This window comes from Microbacterium tumbae, from assembly GCF_054780175.1.
In genome coordinates this window covers 499662-524845 of record NZ_BAAGWV010000002.1, presented here as the reverse complement: position 1 = coordinate 524845, position 25184 = coordinate 499662, and the positions used below count along the sequence as shown (strand labels likewise).

Sequence of the window (25184 nt, the reverse complement as noted above, 5' to 3'; positions counted from 1 at the left end):
AACCTACGAACCGTCCGCGTCGGCCTCTTCGAGCGATTGCGCGGCTTCTACAAAGGCATCCGCGATCCTCTGTGCAGTCTGCGCAATCTGCCAGGGCCGTGCGCCGAGCGCTTCGAGCGCGCCGGCGATGGCGTCGGCCGTCGCTCCCGGCGGCTCCCACGCCACCCGGCGCAGGTGATCCGGTGTCAGCAGGTTCTCCGTCGGCATGCCGAGCTCGGCGGCGACGGCCTCGACGACCGGACGCGCGGCCTTGAGCCTGGCGTCCGCCTCGGGATTCCGGTCCGCCCATGCCCGCGGCGGCGGCAGCGCATCGCTGGGGACGCGCTCCCTGGGCAGATCCGTCTCGGCGCGTCCTGCCTCGATCGCCGACCACCAGCGGTCCAGCTGCGTCCGGCTGGCGCGACCGTTGAAGGCCGTGATCGCGGCGAGCGCCTGCTTGCTGGTGGGCGCGGCGAGCACGGCGGCGACGAGCGAACGGTCGGGGACGAGGCGTCCGGGAGAGATGTCCTGCTGCTGGGCGTACTCCTCGCGCGACTGCCAGAGCGCGCGTGCCACAGCCAGATTCCGAGCGCCGCGAACCTGGTGCAGTCCGCCGAGGCGACGCCACGGCTCCGTGCGCGCCGGCTTCGGCATGCGAGTGAGCGTGGCGGCGAACTCCTCTTCGGCGAACTCCGTCTTCCCCTGCTCCTCGAGCTCTGCGACCAGGATCTCCCGCACGTCGATCAGGTGCAGCACGTCGAGCGCCGCGTACTCCAGCCACGCGGCCGGCAGGGGGCGCGTCGACCAGTCGGCGGCGGAGTGCTCCTTCTTGAGGGTGATCCCGAGCGCATCCTCGACCACGGCGGCGAGCCCGACGCGTTCATGGCCGAGCAGGCGCGAGGCGAGCTCGGTGTCGAAGATCGACGCCGGCTCGAGCTGCAGCTCCCGGAGAGAGGGAAGATCCTGGCTGGCTGCGTGGAAGACCCATTCCTGGTCGCCGATCGCCTCCTGCAGAGCGGCGAAATCCCCGATGGCCGGCGGGTCGAACAGGAAGACCCCCGCCTCGCGCCGGAAGACCTGCACCAGATAGGCGCGCTGGGAGTAGCGGAAGCCTGAAGCGCGCTCCACGTCGACGGCGACCGGTCCGACGCCTGCGGCGAGGCTCGCGCAGGCGCGTTCGAACTCCTCGCGATCATCGATCACGGAATACTCAGTCACGGGTGGCCTTTCGCGCGCCGAACACGGCGATGTCCTCGGAACCCGGCGGCAGACCTGCCAGCATTCCGACCAGTTCTGCCCATGCTTCCACATGCGGACGCAGCGGTCCCTCCGGAGTCCAGGAAGCACGCAGTTCGATCTGCGCGCCATCGCCCTCGGCGGCGAGGCCCCCGAACCCCTTCGAGAGGGTCTTGGTCGAGGTCCCCGAAGCCGAGTGGTACACGGCATCCCTGGACTCCAGCGCATCGACGAGCCAGGACCAGGTGACGTCGGCGAGCAGGGGATCGGTGCCGATCTCGGGCTCCAGCGGAGCCTGGGCGAACGCCACGATCCGCCAAGCGCCGTTCCAGGCATCCGGGGCGTCGGGATCATGCAGCAGCACGAACCTGGCCGTCCCGTAGATCGAGTCGCCGTGATCGTCGGGGCGCACATCGGCGGCAAGGGCGATCGCGAAAGGGGCGAGGCCCTGCGGGGACGGGATCTCGCGAACCGTGATGTCGGAACGGAACGTGGTATCCCGCAGTTCGGCTGCGGCTCGCTCGAAAAGCGATCCGGCATCGGGATGTGCGGTCACGGCAACAGGCTAGAGTCAGGAAGCGATGAAGAGTCTCAGGCACGCCGTCACGGTTCTCGTCCTCGCCCTGCTCGCGCTGATCACGGCCGCAGGTGTGGTGGTGCTCGGCCTCGCCCGGCGCGTGGTCACGCCTGGCGGGCGGGCGACGGACACCGAGATCCTCGGCGTCGACACCGGTGCGCAGACCATCGAGCTCACACGCACGCCCGACACGGAGCTGCCCGGTCGCTACGGGCTGTTCACCACCGGCACATACGGGTACGTCAAGCTCGGCGCCGTGCTGAGCGCGGACGCCTCGCGCGTCCGACGCAAGCTCCTCACCCAGATCGACCCCGGTGCGCGCATCGACAGGGGAGCGGCCTTCAGCGGCTGGTACTACAGCTCTCCGCGCGAACTGCATCTGCCCTGGGAGAACGTGCTGATCGGATCGCCGAGCGGGCCCTGCCCGGCATGGCTGTTCCCGGCGGCGGCGGATGCACCGGCCTCGGACATCTGGGTCGTCCAGATCCACGGACGCGGAGTGACGAGGGCCGAGTGCCTGCGCGCCGTGCCCGTGTTCCACTCGCTCGGCATGGCGAACCTGGTCGTCTCCTACCGCAACGACGGCGAGGCCCCGCGCAGCCGAGGGGGCTCCTACGCGCTGGGCGCCGCGGAATGGCGGGATGTCGACGCCGCGATCTCGTACGCGCTCCGCCACGGAGCGCGTCGCGTGCTCCTCATGGGCTGGTCGATGGGCGGCGCGCTCGCTCTGCAGGCGGCGGTGTCCTCCGGGAACCGTTCGTCGATCGCGGGGATCGTGCTCGACTCTCCCGTCGTCGACTGGCGCACCGTCCTGCGCTTCCAGGCCCGGAACATGGGCGTGCGGGAGCCGTTCCCGGATCTCGCGATGGAGCTGCTGTCCTCTCCGATGACGGCGCGCTGGGGCGGCGCGGAGGCGCCGATCCCGTTCGACAGGCTCGACATGGTGGCGCGCGCGGACGAGCTGACGGTGCCGATCCTCATCCTGCACAGCGACGATGACGGTTTCGTCCCCGCGGATGCTTCGCACGCCCTGGCGGAGGCGAGGCCCGACATCGTCACGATGCCGCGATTCGCCGTCGCGAGGCACACCAAGATCTGGAACTACGACCAGACCGGATGGACGAGGGCCATCACGGACTGGGCGGCCGCCCAGGAGTTCAGCGCTTCTGCCTGACCTGCTTCTTCGCCCGCATGAGCATCCCGGTCATGCCGCCGATCCGCAGGGGAGATACAGCCCGGGTGAGACCGATCGACTGCGGGTAGTCGTCGGGGATGGCGAGCACCTCGTCCGCCGTGAGCCCCGTGAGCCCCTGCACGAGGATGCTCGCGAAGCCGCGCGTCGTCGGGGCCTCGGGCGGCGCGGTCGCGTGCATCGCGACGACGCCGTCGACCACCTCGACAGAGATGTAGACGGGAGACTGGCACTCCGCGACGCGTTCGTACATCTCCGGATGGTTCCCGAGCTCCTCCGGCACGGCGGGGAGCTCGTTCGAGAACTCCAGCAGCAGCTGCAGCCGCTCGGCCTCGGGGAGGTCGAGGAAGTCGTCGCGGATCGCGGCGAGCGTGTCAGGAACGTGCGCGGTGCTCATCCCTGTCATTGTCACACGCTCAGAGGGTGCCGGGCTCGCTCCCCGTGACGATCGGCACGCGCACCGCGCTGCCCCACTCCGTCCAGGATCCGTCGTAGTTGCGGACGTTCTCGAAGCCGAGGAGGTGCTTGAGCACGAACCAGGTGTGACTGGAGCGCTCACCGATGCGGCAGTAGGCCACGACCTGGTCGCCGTCCTCGAGGCCGGCCCCGTCTCGGTAGATCGCATCCAGCTCTGCACGGCTCCTGAAGCCGCCGTCCTCGGCGACCGCCTTCGCCCACGGCACGCTCTGCGCCGTCGGGATGTGGCCCGCCCTGAGCGTGCCCTCCTCCGGATAGGCGGGCGCGGTCGTTCGCTCCCCGCTGTACTCCTCCGGGGAGCGCACGTCGATGAGGGGGCTGCCGATGTGCGCGAGGACGTCGTCCTTGTATGCGCGCAGGGCCGAGTCATCCCGCTCCACGACCGGGTACTCGGTCGGCGTCGGCGCGGGGGCCTCGGTGGTGATCTCGCGGCCCTCGGAGATCCAGCGGTCCCGTCCGCCGTCGAGCAGGCGCACGTCCTCGTGGCCGAACAGCGAGAACACCCACAGCGCGTAGGCGGCCCACCAGTTGTTCTTGTCGCCGTAGACGACGATCGTGTCGTCACGGGAGATGCCCTTGCGGCTGAGCAGGGCCGCGAAACCCTCGCCGTCGACGTAGTCGCGCACGACGGGGTCGTTGAGCTCGGTGTGCCAGTCGACCTTGACCGCCCCGGGGATGTGGCCCGTCTCGTACAGGAGGACGTCCTCGTCGGACTCCACGACGACCAGGCCTGGCTGACCCAGGTGCGCGGCGAGCCATTCGGCGGTGACGAGACGGCCGGGCTCGGCGTACTCGGCGAACTTCTCGGACGAGGTGTCGAATTCGATGGTCACGGGGCGCTCCTCGATGGTGTGCGGGCGAAGGCCCGGTCTGCGACGGCGTAGTGTTGTGCCGACCCCTCCGACGATAGATCCGTCGGGTGCGCACCGCACCGGTTCCGTAAGACTTCGACACAGGATCCCATGACCGAATCGACGCCCCGCGCCGGCACTGTGCGCCTCTCCGACCGGATCCCCGCCGTCACAGGGGCGGAGATGCTCTCGGGCCTCGTCCCCCCTCCGCAGTTCGACGGCGCGACGTTCGAGACGTACCGCGCCGACCCGGCGCATCCCTCCCAGGAGGAGACGAAGGAGATCCTGCAGCGGTTCGCCGGCCGCGGCGGCCCGGTGAAGCGCGGCGGGCTGTTCCGGAGGACGCCCAAGGAGCCGGAGATGAAGCCGGGCGTCTATCTGGACGGCGGCTTCGGCGTCGGCAAGACGCATCTGCTCGCGTCGATCTACCACGCGATGCCCGCACGCCGGAAGTACTTCGGCTCCTTCATCGAGTACACCGCGCTCGTCGGCGCCCTCGGATACAAGAACACCGTCGACCTGCTGCGCGGCGCCGATCTGCTCTGCATCGACGAGTTCGAGCTGGACGACCCGGGGGACACGATGGTGATGACCCGGCTGCTCGGCGAGCTCGTCGCCTCCGGCACGCGTCTCGCCGCCACTTCCAACACGCCGCCGAACGCACTGGGGGAGGGCCGTTTCGCCGCGCAGGACTTCCTGCGCGAGATCCACGCGATGTCGGACAGCTTCCAGACGCTGCGCATCGACGGCGTCGACTTCCGGCAGCGTGCGATCGACGGTCACGCGATCGTCCTCGACGACGAGGCCTACGCCGCGAGGCTGGATGCCGCTGCGTCCGCGGGCACGGCATCCGACGACGCCTTCGACGAGGTCATCCGGCACTTGGCGCAGGTCCATCCCTCCCGCTACATCCGTCTCATCGACGGCATCGCCGTGGTCGGCCTGCGGGGAGTGCGCCAGCTGACGGACCAGTCCGAGGCTCTGCGCTTCGTCGCCTTCGTGGACCGGGTCTACGACGCGCAGATCCCCGTCGTCGCGACCGGTATCGGCCTGGACCGGGTGTTCTCCGAGGAGATGCTCGCCGGCGGCTACCGCAAGAAGTACCTGCGCGCCATCTCACGGCTCAACGCTCTGACGCATTCTGCGTAACGATCCAGATCCGCGTAACGCGATGTTCACACGAAGGGTCCGCCTGTAACACGCGGGAAACAAAACCGGACCCCTTGCCGAAATCGGGCCTCGCCACACTGAAGCAGTCAACTACTTCGGATGTGAGGTTTTCCTATGGATGCTCCCGGCAACATCTCGTGGGGTATTACCGCGACTGCGCTGGTCCTGCTGATGACGCCAGGCGTCGCGTTCTTCTACGGCGGTCTCGTCAAGGCGAAGAGCGTCGTCAGCATGATGATGATGAGCTTCGGCTCGATCGGACTCGTCGCCGTGCTGTGGATTCTCTACGGCTTCTCGATGAGCGCCGTCGAGAGCCCGACCGCCTTCGCGGGCAACCCGTTCGCCGATTTCGGCCTCGGCAGCCTGGCCGCGGGCGAGGGCTCGAACGTCGCGCTGATCGGCGTCGCCTACGGCGCCACGTTCGCAATCATCACGGTGGCGCTGATCTCCGGTGCGATCGCGGACCGCGCGAAGTTCGGCAGCTGGCTGATCTTCGCCGGCGTCTTCGCGACGGTCGGCTACTTCCCGATCGCCGCCTGGGTCTGGGGCGGCGGCTGGATCATGAACCTCGGCACCACGCTGTTCGGCGAGGACAGCGGCGTCGCGGTGATCGACTACGCCGGTGGTACCGCGGTCCACATCAACGCGGGCGCTGCGGCCCTCGCGCTGGCTCTCGTCCTCGGCAAGCGCATCGGCTTCCAGAAGGGCATCCTCAAGCCGCACAACGTGCCGCTGACGCTTCTGGGCGCTGCGATCCTCTGGTTCGGCTGGTTCGGCTTCAACGCCGGCGCCGAGTGGCTCGCCGAGGACATGGGCGGCGTCGGCCTCATCGGCCTGAACACCCTGGGCGCCACGGCGGCAGCGATCCTCGGCTGGATCCTCATCGAGCGCATCAAGGACGGCAAGGCCACGTCGGTCGGCGCAGCCTCCGGGGCGGTCGCCGGTCTCGTCGCCATCACCCCGGCGTGCGCCAACCTGACGCCCGGCTGGTCTCTGCTGCTCGGTGCCGTCGCCGGCATCGTCTGCGCTCTGGCCGTCGAGCTGAAGTTCCGTCTCGGCTTCGACGACTCGCTGGACGTCGTGGGCATCCACCTCGTCGGCGGTCTGATCGGAACGCTCTACCTGGGTCTGTTCGCCACCGGCACCGGCCTCTTCGTCGGCGGCGACGCCAGCCAGCTCGCGGTCCAGGCGATCGCCGCGCTGGGCGTGCTGATCTACTCCTTCGTCGTCGCCTTCGTCATCGGCTTCGCGATCGAGAAGACCATCGGCTTCCGGATCACCAACGAGGACGAGATCGCCGGTGTCGACTCGGTCGTCCACGGTGAGGAGGGCTACGCGATCGTCGAGGCCTGAGCCTCGATAAGGTGACGGGGTGAGTTCCTCCAAGAGCATCCTCGCCCTCGTCTCCGAGATCGTCGTCGGTCTGCTGAACGGCCGGACGTCCCGGACTCCTGACACGGAGCCGGGACGTCCGGCCGTTCGCGGTTCCAGCGAGAGGAAGGCGACGCTCCGTGTCGATGGGCGGCGGTCCGGTTCGCGGGAGCCGGCCGTCTCGGAGCGGGCCGATGATCCGGAGGCCGGCCGGGAGCAGGGCAGCGAGACGGCGCGGATCGATCCGGAGCGGATCGGCGATCTGCAGGTGCAGTACGCACCGGAGAAGGACGGCGCCCCGGATGCCGGGGAGATCGTGTGGACGTGGGTGCCCTACGAGGAGAACGACGGCCGTGGCAAGGACCGGCCCGTCCTGGTGATCGGGCGGCAGTCGGGATCCAGGGCGTACGCCGTGCGGATGACGAGCAAGGCTCACGACGGAGACCGTGACTACCTGTCCATCGGCAGCGGGGCCTGGGATTCGCAGGGCCGGGAGTCCTGGGTGGACATCGAGCAGCTCTACAGCGTGCACGAGGACGGCATGCGCCGGGAGGCGGCGGTCCTGGACCGGTCGCGCTACGACAGGGTCGCGGCGGCGCTCGTCCGCCGGTACGGATGGTCGGTCACGCCCTGACCCATCCGATGCGCGGAGCGCGACGAACTCCTTGCACACGCCGCATGATGCGGTCGAGGAGGATGCCGCACCCCGCATCGAGGTGACGGAGCGGGATGGCGTCACGCGCGTGGACGTCGCCGAGGACGCGGCTGTGCGCCCGGGGCGCGGGCCCGGCATGCTCGAGGCCGATGAGCCGCCGGCGGTCGCCTGACATCGCTGTGGACGAGGACGCGCGAGCCGTCTCGGCGAACGGTCAGCGCGCGCTGCCCTCGGCGAGGAAGGCCAGCCGGCGCAGCGTCTCGGCATTGCGCCAGCGCAGCAACGGCGCGGTCAGGAGGGTCGGAAGGAGCGCGGCCGGCCCGCTGACCGGTTCCTCGTCGATGCGGATCATCACGCCCTCGCCGTGGGAGCGGACACGGATGACGACTCTCGCCTCGCCGATCGGCCAGCCACGCGCCAGGAGGACGATGCGGCGCGGAGGATCCCATTCCTCGACACGGGTCGTGTCATCGAGGAGCATGGGCCAGGCGCCGACGGAGTGATGCAGCTCGGCCCCCTGCTGCGGCCACGAGGGATCCACATCGCGCATCCGGGATGCTCCGACGACCCAGGCCGGGTAGAGCCAGCCGTTCTCCAGCACCCGGAACACCTCGTCGGGCGTACAGCTCAGCTCACGGACGTTCCTGGCCATGTCTGCGTCCTTCCTCGAGGTCGTGGCTGCATTCTGGAGGCCGATGAACCGATCTCCTATGGGGTTGACGCGCGACGATCCGCAGGGAGGGGAGCGCCCGTCATCGGGCGCGCCTCTCGGGCCCGTCGCCGGTTGCGGCGGCGTACTCGGCGTCCGAGACGTGAGCGCCCCACCGGACCTCGCCATCGGCGGTGGAGAGCGCGAGGTGGGTCATGAATGAACCGGGGGCGGCGCCGTGCCAGTGCCACACGCCCGGCGGCGTCTGCACCGTGTCGCCCGGTCGCATCACGATGGTCTCCCCGCCATGGGCCTGCACGACACCGACGCCATCGGTGACGTGCAGGGTCTGTCCGCCGGCATGAACGTGCCAGGCGGTCCGGGCGCCGGGCGCGAATCGCACCGTCGCGAGCGTCGCCGTACGAGGGCCGGCGCCGTTCGTGATCACGTCGACCCACACATCGCCGGTGAACCGCTCCGCTGGCGCCTTCAGCGTGGCAGGCGCATCCAGCACCACCAGGTCGTCGACGGGCTTCTCAGCGGGCATCGACGACCTGCCCGAGCGTGATCGCCGCCGACATGCCGGCGGGCCATCCCGCAGTCGTCTCCTTCTCCCCATGACCCGCGGTCGGTGCGTCGGCCGGGCCGGCGCATGCGGTCGTCGACGACAGGGCGACAGTCAGTGCGATCACCGCCTGACGGCGGCCGGCGGAGCTGTCTCTCCTGGTCATCGCGGCGGGCATGCTTCGACGCTACGACGAGCTCCTCGCGTGAGGGAGTGTCTGTCATTACGTGGATAAGCCGTCCCTCGTCGGCCATCGTGAACTGAGGTGCGCTCTCTCCTCGACGAAAGGAATCTCATGACTTCTCTGAACACCGCCCGCGTCGCCGTCGTCACCGGCGCTTCATCCGGTATCGGCGAGGCGACTGCTCGTGCGCTGCATGAGGCCGGATTCAAGGTCGCGCTGCTAGCCCGTCGGAGCGAACGCATCGAGGCGATCGCGGCCGAGCTGGGCGATGGTGCGATCGGGGTCGCCGCGGACGTGACGGACCGTGACGCGCTCGTGGCCGCGTCGGCGCGCGTGCGTGCGACGCTGGGCCGGGTGGACACCCTGGTGAACAACGCCGGCATCATGCTTCTGGGGCCGTTCTCATCCGAGCGGCGCGAGGATTACCGCCGGATGGTGGAGGTCAATCTCCTCGGTGCCATCACGGCGACGGAGGTCCTGCTCGATCAGCTCGGCGGCGGCGGCGACATCGTCAACATCTCCTCGGTGGCCGGACGCACGGCCCGTGCGGGCAACGGCGTGTACGCCGCGACGAAGTGGGCGATCAACGGCTGGTCGGAGTCGCTGCGGCAGGAACTGCTGCCGCATGTCCGTGTCACGCTCATCGAACCGGGGGTGGTCGCCACCGAACTTCCCACCCACATCACCCATGAGGAGACGAGCGCCACCGTCAACGCGATGTACGCCGAGGCGACGGTGACGGCCGAAGACGTGGCGGAGGTCATCGCCTTCGTGGTGGAGCGCCCGAAGCACCTCGCCGTCAACGAAGTCCTGCTGCGCCCGGCCACGCAGGTCTGATCGCGCAGAACGGGGATCGGCGTCCGCAGTGGATGCCGGCTCCCGTTCGTGCTTTCAGGACCGCTGTCGCGCGCCTGGCAGGATGAGCGCCATGGCTGCGAGGAAGGCTATGCCGAGAAGGACCGCCCCCGTGGCGAGGCCGATCGCCGACTCTGACGCCACTGCCGCGGTGCTCTCGCCCGGGGCGGAGGCCGTCGCGACGGCGACCATCACGCTGACGCCGAGCGCGCCGCCGAGCTGGTGGGCGACGTTCACCGCACCTGCGGCTGCGCCGGCGTCGCGCTCGTCGATGCCGGCGACCCCCGCTGCGGTGAGAGGCGCGAAGCCGATGCCCTGTCCCGCTCCGAGCAGGAGCATCGGCAGAGCGACCGCCGCCCAGTAGCTGCTCTGCTCGTCGATGAGCGAGAGCCATGCCATTCCCGTGAACGTGATGGCCAGGCCCGCCGTCACCAGGAACGCGTTCCCGAGCCGTCGGGTGAGGCGCGGCACCAGCAGGGACAGCGCGAACTGCACCGCCGTCATCGGGAGGAAGGCGATGCCGGCCTGCAGAGGCGTGAGGCCCAGAACCGCCTGCATGTACTGACTGGTGAAGAAGAAGCACCCGAAGATCGAACCGGCGAAGAGCATCCGAGCGATGAACGCTCCACCGCGCAGACGACTGCGCAGAATCCGCAGCGGGAGGATGGGCTGAGCGGCACGTGCCTCCATGAAGACGCAGAGCGCGATGGCGACGGCTCCCGCGCCGAGCGCACTCCAGGCGATCGGGTCGTGCCATCCCTCGTCGGCCGTCCGAGCGATGCCGTACACGAGCGCCGTCATGCCGAACGTGGATGAGATCGCACCCGCCACGTCGAGCCGTCCGCGCTTCCGCGACGTCTCTGCGATGTATCGGAGGGTCGCGAGTCCGAGGATGATGCCGATGGGCACGTTGATGAGGAAGCCGATACGCCACGAGGCCAGGTCGGCGACCGCGCCGCCGACGACGAGCCCGAGGCTCGCCCCGATGCCGGCGGTGGATCCGTATGCGGCGATCGCCCTCATGCGCGCGGGCCCTTCCGGGAAGTTCGCGGTGAGGAGCGCGAGGGAGGTGGGCGCGAGGATCGCCGACCCGATTCCCTGCAGCGCACGAGAGGCGATCATCCACTCGCCGGTCGGGGCGACGCCGATGAGGAGCGATGCGACGGCGAAGATCATGAGCCCTCCGACGAACATGCGTCGGCGGCCGACGATATCGCCGGCTCGTGCGGCGAGGAGGAGCAGCCCGCCGAAAACGAGGGCGTAGGCGTTCTGGATCCAGGACAGGCCGCTCGTGGTGAGCTCGAGGTCCTCGCGGATGCGAGCGAGCCCGGTGAACACGATGGAATTGTCGAGCACGATCATGAAGTAGCTCACGAGCACGACCGCGAGCACGATTCCGAGGCGGGGAGCGCGTAGCGCGGGGGAGGAGACGGTAGAGGCCATGAAAGCCATTCGATCCCGACGGCGAGGCCCGAAGAAGTGACGAGCTATCCGTGTAATGACAGTCACTCCCTCGGCCGGTCGTGCCGACGTAACGTCGGATCCATGACGAACACCCTCACTCTGAACAACGGCGTCGAGATCCCCGCGATCGGCTTCGGCGTCTTCCAGACCCCGCCCGCCGAGACCGCCGAGGCTGTCGCCGTCGCGCTCGAGACCGGCTACCGGCTGGTCGATACGGCCGCCGCATATGCGAACGAGCGCGGCGTCGGCGACGCGCTGAGGGCATCCGGCTCCGCCCGCGACGAGGTCTTCATCGAATCGAAGGTCTGGATCAGCGACTACGGCTACGAAGAGACCCTGCACGCGTACGAGAAGAGCATCCGCAAGCTGCAGGTCGACGTCATCGACCTGTTCATCCTGCACCAGGCGCTTCCCGGCGAGTTCGACAGGACCGTCGCCGCGTACAAGGCACTGGAGAAGCTCCTCGCCGACGGAAGGGTGCGCGCGATCGGCGTCAGCAATTTCATGGTCGGCCACCTCACGAGCCTGCTCGCGCAGACCGACGTCGTCCCGGCCGTGAACCAGATCGAGGTGCACCCCTACTTCCAGCAGCGTCCGCTGCAGGACTTCGGCGCGCAGCACGGCATCCTGACGCAGGCGTGGTCGCCGATGGGCGGCATCACGGCTTACCGTGGCGACGGTGCGAAGAGCACCTTCACCGACCCGGTCATCGTCAAGATCGCGGGGGCGCACGGCAAGACCGCGGCGCAGGTGATGCTGCGCTGGCACCTCCAGCGCGGCGTGCAGGCCATCCCGAAGTCGGTGAAGCCGGCCCGTATCGCGGAGAACTTCGCTGTGTTCGACTTCGAACTCACGGACGAGGAGATCGATCTTATCGACGCGCTCGACACCGGTGTGCGCGGCGGTCCCGAGCCCGAGGCCGTCACGCTGGAAGCGTTCGGCCGCGACATCCCGGAGAGCTGACATGAGCGCACCGCAGACGATTCTCGTCGTCGGCGACGGCGCCCTCGACGCCGATGGCATGCCGCTCGCAGGCGAGCCGGAATGCATCCGCGCCGATCTGGACGCGCAGGCCCGCTGACGAGGAATATCGTGGGGACCATGGACAGCCGCAGCGAGGTGCGCGAGTTCCTCAGCACACGCCGAGCCCGGCTCACCCCCGACCAGGCGGGCATCATCGGAGGCGGACGCCGACGCGTGACCGGTCTCCGCCGTGAAGAGATCGCGATGCTGGCGGGGATGAGCGTGGACTACTACGCCCGCATGGAACGCGGAAACCTCACCGGAGTCTCCCCGGAAGTCCTCGACGCCCTCGCCCGAGCGCTCCAGCTCGATGAAGCCGAGATCTCCCACCTCCACGACCTCGCCCGAGCCGCCGCCCCTGCCGGTCCGCGCAGGAAGCGCGCCCGACCGCGTGAAAGCACGGTCCGTCCCGCGCTGCAACGACTGCTCGACACGATCGCCGCGCCGGCCTACATCTCCAACTCCCGCAAGGACCTCCTCGCGGTCAACACGATAGGTCGAGCCGTGTTCGCGCCGATCATCGATGACCCCGCGAACCAGCGGAACAACGCCCGGTTCACCTTCCTCAACCCCGCCTCCCAGATCTTCTACACCGACTGGGAAGCCGGAGCGAACAGCATCGTCGCCTCCCTGCGCGTCGAGGCCGGCCGCAACCCCCACGACAAGGCTCTCACCGATCTCATCGGCGAACTCGTCACCCGCAGTGACGTCTTCCGCACGCGATGGGCTGCACACGACGTCCGGTTCCACCGCACGGGCGGCAAGCGCATCCACCACTCTGAGGTCGGCGACCTCGAGTTCGACTACGAGGCTCTTGAACTGCCGGCCGATCCAGGACTGACGTTGTTCACGATGACGCCCGCTCTCGACACGCCGACGCAGGAGCGCCTCCAACTCCTCGGCAGCCTCGCAGCCAGTCGGGAGACCATGACCGACGTCGCCGAGTGAGTCTGACCTCCGCACGTCGAAGCCCGTCGCAGATGCGCACGCTCCGGGAATCCTGCTGAGCGACGGGCGATCGCACGCAGCGACGTACGTCCTTGCCCGATCTCTGCCGACGATTTACGGTGGGGCGCGCAGCGCTCGGTCTGAACCGGAAGCAGAAAGCCCGCGGAATTCCGCGGGCTTTCTGCGCGTTCTCGGTGGGCGATACCAGACTCGAACTGATGACCTCTTCCGTGTGAAGGCGCTCAGATCAAGGGTTCCCTTGATTCTTCGGGGCCTACGGGTGTCTCTGAGACCCCTGAATCCGTCGTCGGGGTGATTTTGGGGTGATCGTTCTCAGCCGCTACTCGGGGATGCGCTGCGCGGGAAGGTCCATCGCCTCGTGCAGCAGGCGAACGACCTGGACGACCTCGCCAACGTGCCGGTAGACCACGAAGTGGCGCGGGCTGGCGATGCGACGCACCGCCGGGCTGACCTCATTGCGGCAGGTTCTCAGATGTACCGTGCGGATACCTCGTCCGAGGTCGTGCCGGTCATGCGATCCGGCGAGTTCAGGATCACGCGCAATGCTCGCGAGGGTTGCTCCGATCAGGGCCTGGTAGCCGTCTCTGACGGACTCGCCGAAGCGGAACACCGACCATTCGAGAACGTCGTCAATGTCTGCCTCGGCATCCTCACCAAGATCGAGCTGGTACGTCACGCGCTCTTGGCGGCTGCTCGCTCAGTCGCCAAGCGACCGCGCTCGCTCAAGTAGTCACTGAGGTCGTCAACGGAGAGGCGTGTGCTCCTGCCAGCATCAAGGCTGGCGATGCCTCGGTCTACTGCTGCGCGAAGCTCGGCGTAACCTGCTTCATCGAACTCGTCAGTCGTTTCGAGAGTGGCGATCAGCTCGTGTGCAATCTCGGCGCGCTCGGAGCGCGAGAGCGCGCGCGCGGCGTCAAGCACTTCTGCGAGCTTCGGAGTCATGCCGTAAGTCTACCGCTGAGGGCTGACAATGTGGAGGATCTACGACGCTCACAGGCTACGGCCCCGGTCGGGCGCTGCTTGACCTAGCGAGGCCCGGTGCTGGCTCGGGTCGTAGAGTGCGGCACGTCGCTGTTCCGCTTGCTGGGCGTCGCGCGCGGCCTGTGCTGCGCGGGTCTGCTCGATCCGCTCTGCGGCTTCGGCGGGGGTGAGCGTGCGCAGCAGTTTGGCTTCTTCTCGCGCCTGCTTTGCGGTCTTCGTGGCTCGTACGGCTTGCTGGGCGGGGTTGGTGGTGAGGTATGCCTGCTGGTTGCGGATCACGGTCTCCGCGCCGAATGCTCGCGCGTACGCGGCGAGTCGTGCGGTCTGTGCGCGCTCGGGCCGGTGCAGTAGCGCATCGCGTGCTGCCTGGTGTTCCTGCTCGGCGTCGATCACGCGCGGGTCGCTATCGATCCGGGGTCGGGTGATCCTCTCCACCCAGGCGTCGGCGCGTTCGTTCCACTTCGGCGGTTCACCCCACTCGCTCGTCAATCGCTGGTGCGCTTCGCGGGTTCGTGCCTGGGCGTTCTCGTGCTCGTCGCGGGCGCGGCGCTTCCCGAACCACGCCGCCGCCCGCACTCGCTCGCCTGCCGTCTGCTCTACGGCGTCGGCCCGCTGCCACTCGGTGAGCGCCGTTCTCGCGGCCGAGACAACGGGCGCGGTGACCTCGGCGCGCAGCTGCTCGGCCCGCTGCCGGGCGGCATGCTCGGCCGTGCGGGCCGTCGCACGCACCGCGTCCTCTCGGGTGCTCAGTTCGGTCAAGGCGTCGCTGACTTGTTGCCAGCGTGTCGCCTGCGCCTCGGCCGCCTCCGCACGCTTTACGAGGGCCGCTATCTCGTCGTTCACGAGCTGCACGGGGCCGTGCTCGATGAGCCCCGCGACTTCCTCGACGGCGCGCTGGGTCGCGTCAGCAAGGCCTCGGTCGGCGCGGTCGCGTTGCATCGCGGCGACGAACTGCGCCCGCGCTTCTTCTTGGCTGTTGGCAACGATGTGCAGCAGGTTCTCGTTGCGGCCTCTCGTCATGCCGACGTAGACGCTCGCGGCGCTGGTCGTGTCGGTGAGGATCGTGTGCGACCCGGCCACGGTTGCGCCCTGCACCCCGTACGCGGTTGCCGCATACGACAGGTGCACATGCTCGGTCACATAGTCGGCTGGGAGGTGCACGGTGCGCGGGAGCTTCCGCCCGCTCGATGCCTCGCGTGCGGTGACGGTTCCGTCGTCGGTGATGTGCTGCACTATCCACTGCTGACGATTCGCCACGCCCAGGGCGGTGTCGTTCTTGCGGGTCTGGATCAGGTCACCGCGCCCGATGCTGAGACCGTCGCTCCCGGTGGTCGTGGCGGTGTCGTCGACGAGGCCGCACCTCGTTCGTTCGTCTCGGATGCGGTCGTTGATCCGTGCTGCTTCGTCGTTCGAGGTGACCGTGACGGCTTCGCCGTCATTGCGCTGCTGGGCGATGTGCTCGCGCACCTCGTCGCTGCTCGCGTGGAGACGGATCAGACCGAGTGCGGCGAGCTGGTCGAACACCACGCCGGGATTCCTCCCGTCGCGCATCCGCACCGTGACCGCGGCGTAGGCGGGGTCGATGAAGCGGTGCACCTCGGCCATATCGAAGACGCGACCCCTGATGTGTGCGGCCATGTCGAGCACCCCGCCGCGCCCGACCGCCGCGAGCTGCGCACGATCCCCGACGAGGGCGACCGTCGCGCCAGCCTCAGCGATGACGGTAAGCAACGCGATTGCGGTGTCTTGGTCGAGCACCCCGGCCTCGTCCACGATCACCCGCTCACCCCTTGTGAGCTGGGCGTCCTCGGACGGGCCGTGATAGGTGCGCACGGTCTCCGGGTCAGTGTCGCCCCGTGCGAGGCGTGACCATACGCCGTCACTGTTCCAGCGCCACCCGTGCGCGTGCACGAGCGCCGCCACCGAGGTTGTAGGCACCCCGAGTTCTTCCTGTGCGACCTGGGCGGCGCGCAATGTCGGCGCAACCACCCGCGACGACCGCCCGTGCTGTGCCGCGACCTCGATTGCGACGCCGAGCATGGTGGTCTTGCCTGCGCCCGCTGCGCCCTCCACGATCACGAGCGGATCGGTCGAGGCGACCGCTGCTGCGGCCTGCTGCTGCCCGGCGTCGAGGTTGCCCGCCTGCGCCGCGTCCTGCACGTCCGGGTGCTTCGGCTCGCGGTCGGCGGTGCGGGCGGTGAGGAGGTCGCGCAGTTCCGTCTCAGCCTGCACCACGCGCAGGCTGGTGAGGTGCGCCACATGCTCCGGGGTCGCCGCATCCGGCGGGAATACAGAGAAGCAGTCCTCGAGCGCGAGCCGCGTGGCAACCGCGATCAGCTCGCGCAGCTCTGCACCCGTGGCGCGCACCCCAGTCTCGGTGATGATCCGGGTCGCGTGCTCCTGCACCGTGTGCCTCGTCCACGCAGACGCAGCAGCGGCACAACGATCCAGCGTGCGCGATGCGATCCGCTGCACCGACAACTCATCAAGCGACGCCGGCGCGCTCGGCGCAGGCCGGCGCAACGTCGCAGAGTCGTACCCGGCTTCCCGTAGCTCGGTCAGCCAGGCTTCCTCTTCGCGGAGTGTGGTGGGCTTCTTCGCGGGTCGCTCATATGCCCACGCTCGCGCTCTCAGCCGTGACGAGACGACCGGCCCCATCGTCTCGCCCGGATGCGCCGCCTCCCACTCCGCTTCGAGACGTTCGAGGTTCCGGCCTACTTGCTCGCCCCGCTTGCTCATCAGCGCGTTGTACGGTGCCAACTCGATGACTTCGCCGGTCGCGGGGTCGAGGGTCAGGCCGTGCCGATCCAGCACCGCCGCAAGCTCCGGGTGCGCCGCGATCACCGCCGTACCGAGGGCACGGATCGCGCCCTGCTGCTTGATGAGCGCCCCCGTATCGAGGCCGCGCCACTTCCCGGCCGCCCACACCCGCGTGCCGATCTGCATGTGAATGTGGCGGTGCGGGTCGCCTGCACGAGATGTGCGGTGCGTGATGCCCGTGACCTGTATGTGCTCGACCGGCACGACTTCTTGCTTTCCGCGAGGGCCGACACGAGTCACAGTGTGCTGCGCGAGCCACCGCTGAATCTCCGCCAGCGCGTCCTGCTGTGCGCGATCCAGCGCCTCCGATACCTCGGGATGCAGGGCGGCGGCAATCGAGAGCGACTTCGGGCCGTTGATCGTCATTTCTGCGAACCGTGCCGAACCCTGACGATCCGGCCCCGCCGCGCGCGGCCTTCCCATCGACTCGCCGGTGTCCGGGTTGATCCAGTCCACCCACCCGGCGTACTCGTCAGCCGTCAACGCACGGACGCTCACTGTCTCGCCCGACGCGCCGAGCACCGCATAGCTGATCCCGGTGCTGTCGCTCAGGTAGTAATCGTCAGCGCGCAAACGGTCAGCCTCGACATAGCGGCGCGCATCAGCTCCGGTTCCCCGGAAGAACACCACCCCGCCATGCATCGCCGCCTCCGATCATCTAATGTTTCTGCCACTACACAATGTAGCGTACGTTCATTCAGAAGAACAGGGGTGGTACAGAGTCACGGCGGGGTCAGCTGCGGAGGTATTCGAGGACGGCGAGGACTCGTTTGTTGCCGGGATGGGCGTGAAGGTCGAGTTTTGTGAAGATGGCGCTGATGTGGCGTTCGACGGTCGCGGGGCTGAAGTGCAGGTTCTGAGCGATCTGTTCGTTTGTCTGCCCCTCGGCCATGAGCGCGAGAACCTCACGCTCTCGATCACCGAGTGCGCCGAGAGGCCCGTGGTGGGCGCGTTCCTCCATCAGATGCGCGATGACTTTGGGGTCGATGCTGACGCCGCCTGCTCCGACGGTTTCGATTGAGTGGATGAAGTCGGCGACACGTCCGACTCGTTCTTTGAGCAGGTACCCGGTGCCGCCGACTGCGTCGGGTGCCGTTGCGAGCAGCGATCGGGCGTACTCGTTGCCGAGGTGCTGGGAGAGGATCAGGATGCCGACCGCGGGCCGTCGGGTGCGCAGCTCGACGGCGACACGGAGGCCATCATCGGTGTGGTGCGGTGGCATCCGCACGTCCGCGATGAGCAGGTCAATGTCATCAGCTGTGCCAAGCTGCGCGCGGAGCCGTTCTGCGTCCTCGACAGTCCAGACAACGACGTGGCCGTGCTGTTCGAGGATCGCTGCGATGCCCTCGCGGAGCAGGGCGACGTCCTCGGCGATTCCGATTCTCAATGAGCCGCCCCGTTCAGAGTCGATTCGGGTACTTGGATGGTGAGGACGGTGGGGCCGCCTCGGGGACTGTCGAGGAGCATGGTGCCTCCGAGGAGTCCTACGCGATGTTCGATACCGACCAGCCCTGTTCCGTTCTCGGGGTTCGCGCCCCCGCGTCCGTTGTCGGAGAGAGTGACGCGAAGCCCTTGCACGTTCATCGTGAGCGCGACAGTGATGCGGGCAGCGCCGCTGTGTTTGAGGGCGTTTGTGAAGAACTCAGATGCGATCGAGTAGAGGCTCGCTTCGACCGGAGCTTGGAGTCTCGGAAATGAGTCTGCTTCGACCGTGGCCGAAATGGGAGAGCGTGCAGCGAGTTCGGTGAGTGCTGCCGCAAGACCGTCTTCCACGAGGAGACGCGGACGGAGGCCGGAGACGGCTGCTCGCATCGCGTCGAGGGCGTGTTCGACTTCGAGGTGTGCGGCTTCGAGCGTGCTCAGCTCGGCAGCGTGAGGTGAACTGGCGGAGGTGGTGAGCTGGGCGCGGAGGACTCCCAGATGGAGTGCAGCGGCGGCCAGGTGCTGCTGGGGGCCGTCGTGGAGGTCGCGCTCGATGCGTCGGCGTTCGTCCTCGAATGCCTCCACGAGCGCGACGCTCTCACCCGCGAGCATGTCGACCTGACGTTCGAGTGATTCGATCTTGGAACCGATGAGCAGTCTCGTGGTGGCGGCCTGGGAGAAGGCGAGCAGCATGGCCGCGTAAAGGAACACGAGGAGGAGCAGGACACCGAGGAGGGTGAACAGCAGCGCGGGTGCAGGTTGGTCGATCTGCCATTCGCCGACAACATACTTCTCGCCTATCAAGGGGAGCAACGGGGCGGCGATGAGGGTGATGATTGCGGTTCCGCCGAAGACGAACAGGGCGTACCCGAGAGCGGCGTAGATGAGGTGGAGGAGCGTCGCCCCGATCTCCCGCCACCCCAAGGACGAGTAGAGCCGAGCAGGTGCATTTCGGAGCGGCGGAACCCGGAGACCATCGGGCGGGCCGGGTATCGTCCCGAGGCGCAGAAGTCGGACTCTCTGCCGCTCGACGGCGCTGAGGCTCCACGACCAGGCGGGGAGCAACGGGAAAGCAGCGAGGAAGATGATCGTGGGTACCGCGAGGATGACGCTGCTGAGAACGTAAGCGACAGCTCGCCAGGGAAGTGAAGTCCCGAGCACGCCCACCGGATGCACACGGTGCGGGCGCGGGCGGGAGAAAGGCATACTTCCATTCTCTCGGATGGTGTTGCCGCGCCTATGGGGGTTCCCCGGTTCTGCGATGAGGGTTTCCCCTCATCTTCTGAGGGCAATCATCCTTACCCCACCACCTCGATATTCGGAGGGTGGAGGTATGCAGCAAACGAGTTCTATACCCCCCGCAGTCATCGCATCGGCCGTCGAGAAGTCTTTCGGCGGGCGGCGAGGCATGCCCGTTGTGCCCGTACTTCGCGGAGTTGACCTCACGGTTCCCCAGGGCAGCATGGTTGCTATCGTCGGCTCCTCGGGATGCGGGAAGTCGACGCTGATGTTCTGCTTAGCGGGCCTCGATCCGGTCACCTCGGGGAGTGTGTGGACCTTGGGCGCGGATCTTGGAAAGTCGAAAGCGGGCGCAATCGCGCAACTGTATCGAGAGCGAATCGGCTTCGTCTTCCAGTCCTACAACCTCGTCACCGCACTCACGGCACGCGAGAACGTCGTGCTTCCCGAACGCCTCGGCGGGCGGCGAGCCGACCTCGACCGGGCTGACGCGATCCTGAGCGGTCTGGGCCTCGGCGAGCGGACACGCACACGCGTGAGCCGACTTTCCAATGGCGAGCAGCAGCGTGTCGCGCTCGCCCGAGTCATGGCGAACCGACCGGAACTTGTCTTCGCCGACGAACCCACCGGCGCACTCGACACCGCTTCTTCTCGCCTCGTGCTCGATCAGCTTCGGGCGTACGCTGACGGCACCCGAACCGTCATCATGGTCACCCATGACCTCGACGCCGCGACGCTCGCGGACATCGTGGTCGTCATGCGAGACGGCGTGCTGACGCACTCCCTGTATCGCCCGACCAGCAATCAGCTGCTCGCTGCGATGGAAGGAGACCCAGCATGATCCGCCTCGCCTTCGCCGAATTGCGCGAGGACACCCGCCTCTGGGTTGGGCCGTTCCTCGTCGCGATCGTTTCGGCCGCGTTCGTGTACCTTGCCGCGGTGTACTGGTGGACGCTGGGCACACCCGACGGAGCGGCACTGATCGAGAGCTTCGGTTCGACCGTCGATGAGGCACGAGCTGGCAGCTACGTCGTCTACGTCTCGACCGCCGTGCCCGCCATTGCCGTCCTCGGCACGGGTGCTGCCGCAACAGTCACCGCACTGTCGACACGCATCGCACGATGGCGACTCGCGGGAGCGTCGCCGTCGCAGGTGCGCCGCGCGATCACCACGCAAGTCCTCCTCGTGAACGCCGTCGGTGCTGTCGCCGGGATCATCGTCGCCAGCCCGTTTTGCCAAAGCGCCGTCGACCTCCTCGTGCGCATGGTCACCCGCGAGGATCACACGATCCCCGTCGCGAATGCGTTCCCCGCTGCCCTTCTCGCGATTGTCGGAGCAACCCTGGTGTCGTACTTCGCGAGCTTCATCCCGGCGCGTCGTGCAGCGCGAATCTCCGCCGTCCACGCGGTTCGGGATGAAACAGAAGCCACGGTGACAATGCCGGTTTCTCGATGGATCGTCGCTGGCTTCGCAGTCTTGTTCCTGCTGCAACAGATCATCGTCACCATCGGTGCGACGCTGACTCTCGGTTCCGACAGCATCGGCGGATCGAGCGCGGCGACGCTCTCCATGATGACGGGCCTTGCCGTCCTCGCGATCATCGTGGCTCTCGCACCCGTGCTTGTCCCGCAGTTCGTTCGACTGTGGACCGCGATCATCCCTGCCCGTCGTCTCCCTGCCTGGACTCTCGCGCGATACTTCGCGACCGGACAGCCCCGGCGAACCGCTACCGCCGTGATCCCGATCGCGGTCGGACTCGCGCTCTACGGCATCCTCTTCGGGATCATCACCACCTGGCAGGACGCGCTCACCCGGAATGGGATCACCACCACCCTCAACTCGCTTGACACCTACGTGATGCTGACTCCCGCAGCCGTCATCTCCATCGCGGGCAGCATCGCCAGCGTGCTCCTCTCAACCCGCGCACGCACAAAGGACGCCGCCGCTCTGCGTGTCGCTGGTGCCTCGCCGCGAACACTCATCGGCATCGCGTTCTCCGAAGCCGCTGCCTACGCCTTCACCGCGATCGTGCTCGGACTCGGTATTGCCGCGGCGTCGGTTGCAACGACGGCGTTCATGCTGACCGCCGGTGGACTCTCCGCGACTCCGCTGCTCGATCTGCGACAGATGGTTGTGCTTGCAGGGATCGCAACTGCGGCATTGCTCACTGTCCTCCTTGTTCCCGCGCTCTCAGCGATACGACGAAACCCGCGAGACGCGCTTTCTGCGCTCTGAGCAGGGCGTCACTGATGGAACCGATGCAACCGGCCTAGGAACGTGCTGATGCACGTCCTGACTTGGGTGCTGGTGGCGCACCTCCTTTGCGGGAGGCGTCACCATGTCCGAGCACACTCCACCCACCACAAGCGATGACGTTGCGGTTCAGGTCGGCTCGGTCGATCACGGCTTCGAGACGCCCGAGGGGCTGCGTACTCTGCTGATCCGTCTGAACGAGGCCGGGCCTGGCTCATGGCGTGGCGACCACGAAGCGGCGGAGTTGATGCGGTACGCGGCGATCAGGTATCGGCGGTTAGCTCGCAAGTACGGGATGGACGCATGGGAAGTCGCCTCGGCAGCATTCGAGGTTATGCTCGCCCGATCCACGCGCGCCGCACGGAATCCGTGGGCAGTAGTCACGCGCGCGGTGAAGATCACCTGTGGCGCTGAGAAGCGAGCTGCCGGGCTGCTGACGGCAACCAGCAGGGCGCGCCGCACCGACAGGATCGCAGGGTTCCACGACGCCATACGATTCGCAGAACGAGAGAACTTGACCGACTACCACCCTGCTTTCGCCGTCGATCCCAACATGGATGATGCCGCACAGGGTGTCGCTGATGAGGGTGTCGCCGTTGCGCTGTCGGCGACCGTAGAGCTGTTCGTGTCGGTGGGCTGGGATGTCGCACTTGTGACCGATTGCGTCGAGCATGTGTCGTATCGGCTTGGCGATCTGGCCTCACGCGCGACTGCTCTGGAGGCGCTACGCCGCGACCGTGTGGTGCCGAGGCTGTTGGGAGTGCCGCCACGATCATGGACGGCACTCCTGCGAGTCGTGCTCGGAAACCCCGACACGAAACATCGCGGTACTCCGATAGGCGACGGCGTTCTGCTACGACTACTGAGCGGCGAACCGCTGAAATGCCTACGCGACGACGAGGTATTGAGAAACGCAATCCGCGCGGCCAGTCCCAAACACCCAGATCAGACCGTGACCTCGTGAACGAACGCGTACAGGATCGGCGCGTCCAATCCTCGCTGCAAGCCGAGAGCACACCTACCCGGCACGTCCACGTCGGCCCGGTGGCATCAGCCCCTTGCGGCGTGCGCGAGCTACCCAGCCCTGTGCGGTCGAGAGCGGCACGCGGCTGATCCGGGCCATTGTCGCGGTCGGGTTCGGGTCGTCGTCGTCGATGAGTCGCGCGTGTTGTAGAGCGACCAACTCGTAGAAGTCTGGCGTGCGCTTCGGGTCGCCTAGGGGCTTCATCACTTCATCCGAGCGCAGCGCGCGACCGCTCGGGAGTGTGAGCTTGCCGCCCTGGAACTTACTGGTGCTCGTGACGGCGAACTGGCGGCGGTTGATCGCCGCCTCGATCTTGGAGGTTGGCAACTCGCGCAGGATCGGACTGGAGACGGGATCACCCGCCCATTCGGGCAGATAGGTGATGCCCGTGATGCGAACTTCGCCCTTCGGCTCTTCGCCCAGGACATACCGGCGTTGTAGGCGCAACAGCACGCGAGTGCTCGTAGGAACGTGCTGCACGAGATACCAGCGCCCGCTGTCGTTGTTGTTGTGGCTCGAGTTCAGCTTGCGGTCGAGCCCTGGCGCGGGATCGACCCACTGTTCGTAGCGCACGGCGGCGTCGATTCCGGCGCTGTCGTGTTCGGGGTCGAGGGGCGAGGGCTCGGGCATCTGCCAGCCTGTGGGCAGGTCGGCGGGAACGAGCAGCTCCACCTTCTCCAAGTCCTCGATCATGCCTCTACCTTACTGGAACCTGACAACAATCTCACGGACTAGCCGCTACGCCACTTTGATGATAGGATGGCGTAACTGCCGAAACGTGAGGTGATGACGATGAAGGACTCGACCCCATCCGCACCAGGTGATCGGCTGCTGCGCACCGATCAGGTCGCGGCGTGGTTGTCGGTGTCGAAGTCCACCCTTGTGCGCTGGCGACAGTCCGGGGAAGGCCCTGCGGTGTACTGGCTTGCAGAGGGAGTGCCGCGCTACCGCAGCGCTGACGTTGAGGCGTGGCTCGCGGCGAGAACAACCGCAAGACACCCCGCGTCGCGAAAGGGAAGTGCTCGTGCCAACGCGACGCGGTGACAAGTGGGAAGGGCGGCTGAAGATCGGCGGTCGCGTGGTGGGTACCCGACGTTTCGACACGAAACGTGCCGCCGTCGAGTGGGAACGTCGACAGCGCACCGCCTTTGACGAACACGGCTACGACCCGAGCGTCGGCAAGATCGCCGTCGAAGCCCTGCTTGCCGAGTGGCTGGAACAACGGGAGGGCCGCGTCAGCGAGACGACACTGAAAACCGACCGCTTCCTGCTGCCGACGGAGGGCCAGCTCGCGGGGACGGCCCGAAGCGAGCCAGTGCTGCCGCTGTGGTTCCGCAAGCTGCAAGTGGCGAAGGTGAATGCCAGCTCGATCCAGAAGTGGCAGGACGACCTTGGCAAGCGTGGCCTCGTCGCGACGACGGTGAGCCGCTATCGCACCTCACTGTCGTCATTCTTCAGTTGGTGCGTCACCGAGGGATTCATCGCGCACAATCCGGTCGCCTCTACGCCGCCACCGAAAGATCGTCGCGCACGCGAGGACATGCGACCGCTGCCCGCACCCGAGTTCACCAAGGTTGTGGCGAAGGTCACCGAGTTGAGTGCGGTCTACGGAGACCTGGTACTCGTGCTCGGTCGCACTGGACTGCGCTGGGGCGAGCTTCGAGCGATGCAAGTGCGCGACTTCACCGAGACTCCAATGCCGATGCTGCACGTCATCCGCAACCAACCCGAAGGGTCTTCCCTCAAAGCACCGAAGTCCGGCAAGAGTCGCAAGCTTCCGATCCCTGACTACCTCGTGCCGGTGATGCGCCGCTTCGCCGCCGGTAAGCAGCCCGGCGAGCTGCTGTTCACCAGCTCGGGCGGCGCGATGCTCTACCGCACTTCATTCGTTCGCACGACTAACTGGGAGGTGACGGGGCGCGGGCGTACCCTCCATGATCTGCGGCATACGGCGGCATGCGAATGGCTCATCCGAGGTGTGCCGCTCACCACCGTTCAGGCGTGGCTCGGCCACGGCTCCATCCAGATCACCGCTCGCTATCTGCATCACCTGGGCGACTATGCCGATCGCGCCGCGCTCGACGTACTCAACAAGACCGCGCCGAAGGCACTCACGAAGCGAGCGCGCAAGCTGCCCGACCTCAGCAGCTTCGGTACTGGTGCAGAGCGCAGCAGTTCCCCGGAGCGCGGGCGTGGCCTCAGCCGGTAGACCGCTTCTCTAGTCGAGA

At 67.5% G+C, this 25184-nt stretch carries 27 protein-coding genes; 13 read left to right on the top strand and 14 right to left on the bottom strand.

Translation table 11 applies throughout. The features are described 5' to 3' along the window. Nucleotides 1-3: 3 nt before the first annotated feature. Both ACYVGQ_RS09830 and ACYVGQ_RS09825 read right to left on the bottom strand, forming a co-directional pair. On the bottom strand, nucleotides 4-1197 hold the full coding sequence (locus ACYVGQ_RS09830) for a ribonuclease D (protein WP_460784444.1): 1194 nt from the start codon (nucleotides 1195-1197) through the stop codon (nucleotides 4-6). Beyond that, nucleotides 1190-1771, bottom strand: coding sequence for a DUF3000 domain-containing protein (locus tag ACYVGQ_RS09825; protein WP_460784443.1), 582 nt, complete (start codon nucleotides 1769-1771; stop codon nucleotides 1190-1192). Before ACYVGQ_RS09825 ends, ACYVGQ_RS09830 begins: the two co-directional genes overlap by 8 nt. Before the next feature lie 25 nt (nucleotides 1772-1796). Between ACYVGQ_RS09825 and ACYVGQ_RS09820 the strand changes: the two genes are divergently transcribed. Next, nucleotides 1797-2966: an alpha/beta hydrolase family protein gene (locus tag ACYVGQ_RS09820; RefSeq protein ID WP_460784442.1), complete on the top strand. Its 1170-nt coding sequence runs from the start codon at nucleotides 1797-1799 to the stop codon at nucleotides 2964-2966. Here the strand turns inward: ACYVGQ_RS09820 and ACYVGQ_RS09815 are convergent. After that, on the bottom strand, nucleotides 2950-3381 hold the full coding sequence (locus tag ACYVGQ_RS09815; protein WP_460784441.1) for a SufE family protein: 432 nt from the start codon (nucleotides 3379-3381) through the stop codon (nucleotides 2950-2952). The genes ACYVGQ_RS09820 and ACYVGQ_RS09815 overlap by 17 nt on opposite strands. A gap of 19 nt (nucleotides 3382-3400) precedes the next feature. Further along, nucleotides 3401-4294, bottom strand: a complete 894-nt coding sequence (locus ACYVGQ_RS09810; protein WP_460784440.1) for a sulfurtransferase — start codon at nucleotides 4292-4294, stop codon at nucleotides 3401-3403. 129 nt (nucleotides 4295-4423) lie between these two features. Here ACYVGQ_RS09810 and zapE point away from each other — a divergent pair, with 129 nt between their 5' ends. From zapE to ACYVGQ_RS09790, 4 genes are all read left to right on the top strand, one after another. Further along, entirely contained in the window at nucleotides 4424-5461 is a 1038-nt protein-coding gene (gene zapE / locus ACYVGQ_RS09805) for a cell division protein ZapE (protein WP_460784439.1), read from the top strand. Nucleotides 5462-5596: 135 nt separating this feature from the next. Then, the gene (locus ACYVGQ_RS09800) at nucleotides 5597-6835 is read left to right on the top strand and encodes an ammonium transporter (protein ID WP_460784438.1); all 1239 of its coding nucleotides are present in this window, start codon (nucleotides 5597-5599) and stop codon (nucleotides 6833-6835) included. A gap of 19 nt (nucleotides 6836-6854) precedes the next feature. Beyond that, nucleotides 6855-7487 carry a type II toxin-antitoxin system PemK/MazF family toxin gene (locus ACYVGQ_RS09795; protein ID WP_460784437.1) on the top strand — a complete coding sequence of 211 codons (633 nt, stop codon included), beginning with the start codon at nucleotides 6855-6857 and terminating at the stop codon, nucleotides 7485-7487. Between the two features lie 31 nt (nucleotides 7488-7518). Then, nucleotides 7519-7680, top strand: a complete 162-nt coding sequence (locus ACYVGQ_RS09790; RefSeq protein WP_460784436.1) for a hypothetical protein — start codon at nucleotides 7519-7521, stop codon at nucleotides 7678-7680. Nucleotides 7681-7722: 42 nt separating this feature from the next. On the opposite strand, the gene ACYVGQ_RS09785 is transcribed toward ACYVGQ_RS09790, so the two are convergent. The 3 genes from ACYVGQ_RS09785 to ACYVGQ_RS09775 form a co-directional block, all read right to left on the bottom strand. Then, on the bottom strand, nucleotides 7723-8160 hold the full coding sequence (locus ACYVGQ_RS09785; protein ID WP_460784435.1) for an SRPBCC family protein: 438 nt from the start codon (nucleotides 8158-8160) through the stop codon (nucleotides 7723-7725). A 100-nt stretch (nucleotides 8161-8260) separates the two neighbouring features. Continuing rightward, entirely contained in the window at nucleotides 8261-8704 is a 444-nt protein-coding gene (locus tag ACYVGQ_RS09780) for a (R)-mandelonitrile lyase (RefSeq protein WP_460784434.1), read from the bottom strand. Continuing rightward, complete coding sequence (locus tag ACYVGQ_RS09775; protein ID WP_460784433.1) at nucleotides 8694-8900, bottom strand: hypothetical protein; 207 nt, start codon at nucleotides 8898-8900, stop codon at nucleotides 8694-8696. Before ACYVGQ_RS09775 ends, ACYVGQ_RS09780 begins: the two co-directional genes overlap by 11 nt. Before the next feature lie 117 nt (nucleotides 8901-9017). Between ACYVGQ_RS09775 and ACYVGQ_RS09770 the strand changes: the two genes are divergently transcribed. Further along, nucleotides 9018-9743, top strand: coding sequence for an SDR family oxidoreductase (locus ACYVGQ_RS09770; protein ID WP_460784432.1), 726 nt, complete (start codon nucleotides 9018-9020; stop codon nucleotides 9741-9743). A gap of 54 nt (nucleotides 9744-9797) precedes the next feature. Here the strand turns inward: ACYVGQ_RS09770 and ACYVGQ_RS09765 are convergent, their stop codons facing one another. After that, complete coding sequence (locus tag ACYVGQ_RS09765) at nucleotides 9798-11204, bottom strand: MFS transporter (protein ID WP_460784431.1); 1407 nt, start codon at nucleotides 11202-11204, stop codon at nucleotides 9798-9800. A 102-nt stretch (nucleotides 11205-11306) separates the two neighbouring features. Here ACYVGQ_RS09765 and ACYVGQ_RS09760 point away from each other — a divergent pair, with 102 nt between their 5' ends. Beyond that, complete coding sequence (locus ACYVGQ_RS09760) at nucleotides 11307-12188, top strand: aldo/keto reductase (RefSeq protein ID WP_460784430.1); 882 nt, start codon at nucleotides 11307-11309, stop codon at nucleotides 12186-12188. A 138-nt stretch (nucleotides 12189-12326) separates the two neighbouring features. Continuing rightward, nucleotides 12327-13196, top strand: coding sequence for a helix-turn-helix transcriptional regulator (locus tag ACYVGQ_RS09755; protein ID WP_460784429.1), 870 nt, complete (start codon nucleotides 12327-12329; stop codon nucleotides 13194-13196). Nucleotides 13197-13536: 340 nt separating this feature from the next. Here the strand turns inward: ACYVGQ_RS09755 and ACYVGQ_RS09750 are convergent, their stop codons facing one another. The 5 genes from ACYVGQ_RS09750 to ACYVGQ_RS09730 all read right to left on the bottom strand — a co-directional run bounded on the left by ACYVGQ_RS09750 (nucleotide 13537) and on the right by ACYVGQ_RS09730 (nucleotide 19646). Next, nucleotides 13537-13893, bottom strand: a complete 357-nt coding sequence (locus ACYVGQ_RS09750; protein WP_460784428.1) for a type II toxin-antitoxin system RelE/ParE family toxin — start codon at nucleotides 13891-13893, stop codon at nucleotides 13537-13539. Continuing rightward, a complete protein-coding gene (locus ACYVGQ_RS09745; protein WP_460784427.1) occupies nucleotides 13890-14159 on the bottom strand; it encodes a hypothetical protein in 270 nt (89 codons plus the stop codon). Before ACYVGQ_RS09745 ends, ACYVGQ_RS09750 begins: the two co-directional genes overlap by 4 nt. A gap of 48 nt (nucleotides 14160-14207) precedes the next feature. Beyond that, nucleotides 14208-17648 (bottom strand): MobF family relaxase, encoded by a 3441-nt coding sequence (gene mobF / locus ACYVGQ_RS09740; protein ID WP_460784426.1) that lies wholly within the window; start codon nucleotides 17646-17648, stop codon nucleotides 14208-14210. A 103-nt stretch (nucleotides 17649-17751) separates the two neighbouring features. Further along, nucleotides 17752-18405: a LuxR C-terminal-related transcriptional regulator gene (locus ACYVGQ_RS09735; protein ID WP_460784425.1), complete on the bottom strand. Its 654-nt coding sequence runs from the start codon at nucleotides 18403-18405 to the stop codon at nucleotides 17752-17754. Beyond that, nucleotides 18402-19646 carry a sensor histidine kinase gene (locus tag ACYVGQ_RS09730; RefSeq protein ID WP_460784424.1) on the bottom strand — a complete coding sequence of 415 codons (1245 nt, stop codon included), beginning with the start codon at nucleotides 19644-19646 and terminating at the stop codon, nucleotides 18402-18404. The genes ACYVGQ_RS09735 and ACYVGQ_RS09730 overlap by 4 nt, the downstream gene beginning before the upstream one ends. Before the next feature lie 16 nt (nucleotides 19647-19662). On the opposite strand from ACYVGQ_RS09730, the gene ACYVGQ_RS09725 reads away from it, so the two are divergent. The 3 genes from ACYVGQ_RS09725 (at nucleotide 19663) to ACYVGQ_RS09715 (ending at nucleotide 22896) form a co-directional block, all read left to right on the top strand. After that, nucleotides 19663-20520 (top strand): ABC transporter ATP-binding protein, encoded by an 858-nt coding sequence (locus tag ACYVGQ_RS09725; protein WP_460784423.1) that lies wholly within the window; start codon nucleotides 19663-19665, stop codon nucleotides 20518-20520. Further along, entirely contained in the window at nucleotides 20517-21914 is a 1398-nt protein-coding gene (locus ACYVGQ_RS09720) for an FtsX-like permease family protein (protein WP_460784422.1), read from the top strand. Before ACYVGQ_RS09725 ends, ACYVGQ_RS09720 begins: the two co-directional genes overlap by 4 nt. A 103-nt stretch (nucleotides 21915-22017) precedes the next feature. Then, nucleotides 22018-22896, top strand: a complete 879-nt coding sequence (locus ACYVGQ_RS09715; protein WP_460784421.1) for an exopolyphosphatase — start codon at nucleotides 22018-22020, stop codon at nucleotides 22894-22896. Nucleotides 22897-22950: 54 nt separating this feature from the next. On the opposite strand, the gene ACYVGQ_RS09710 is transcribed toward ACYVGQ_RS09715, so the two are convergent. Then, the gene (locus ACYVGQ_RS09710) at nucleotides 22951-23649 is read right to left on the bottom strand and encodes a hypothetical protein (protein WP_460784420.1); all 699 of its coding nucleotides are present in this window, start codon (nucleotides 23647-23649) and stop codon (nucleotides 22951-22953) included. 93 nt (nucleotides 23650-23742) lie between these two features. On the opposite strand from ACYVGQ_RS09710, the gene ACYVGQ_RS09705 reads away from it, so the two are divergent. Both ACYVGQ_RS09705 and ACYVGQ_RS09700 read left to right on the top strand, forming a co-directional pair. Beyond that, nucleotides 23743-24000 (top strand): helix-turn-helix transcriptional regulator, encoded by a 258-nt coding sequence (locus tag ACYVGQ_RS09705; RefSeq protein ID WP_460784419.1) that lies wholly within the window; start codon nucleotides 23743-23745, stop codon nucleotides 23998-24000. Then, nucleotides 23981-25165, top strand: coding sequence for a tyrosine-type recombinase/integrase (locus ACYVGQ_RS09700; protein WP_460784418.1), 1185 nt, complete (start codon nucleotides 23981-23983; stop codon nucleotides 25163-25165). The genes ACYVGQ_RS09705 and ACYVGQ_RS09700 overlap by 20 nt, the downstream gene beginning before the upstream one ends. Nucleotides 25166-25184 lie beyond the last annotated feature (19 nt).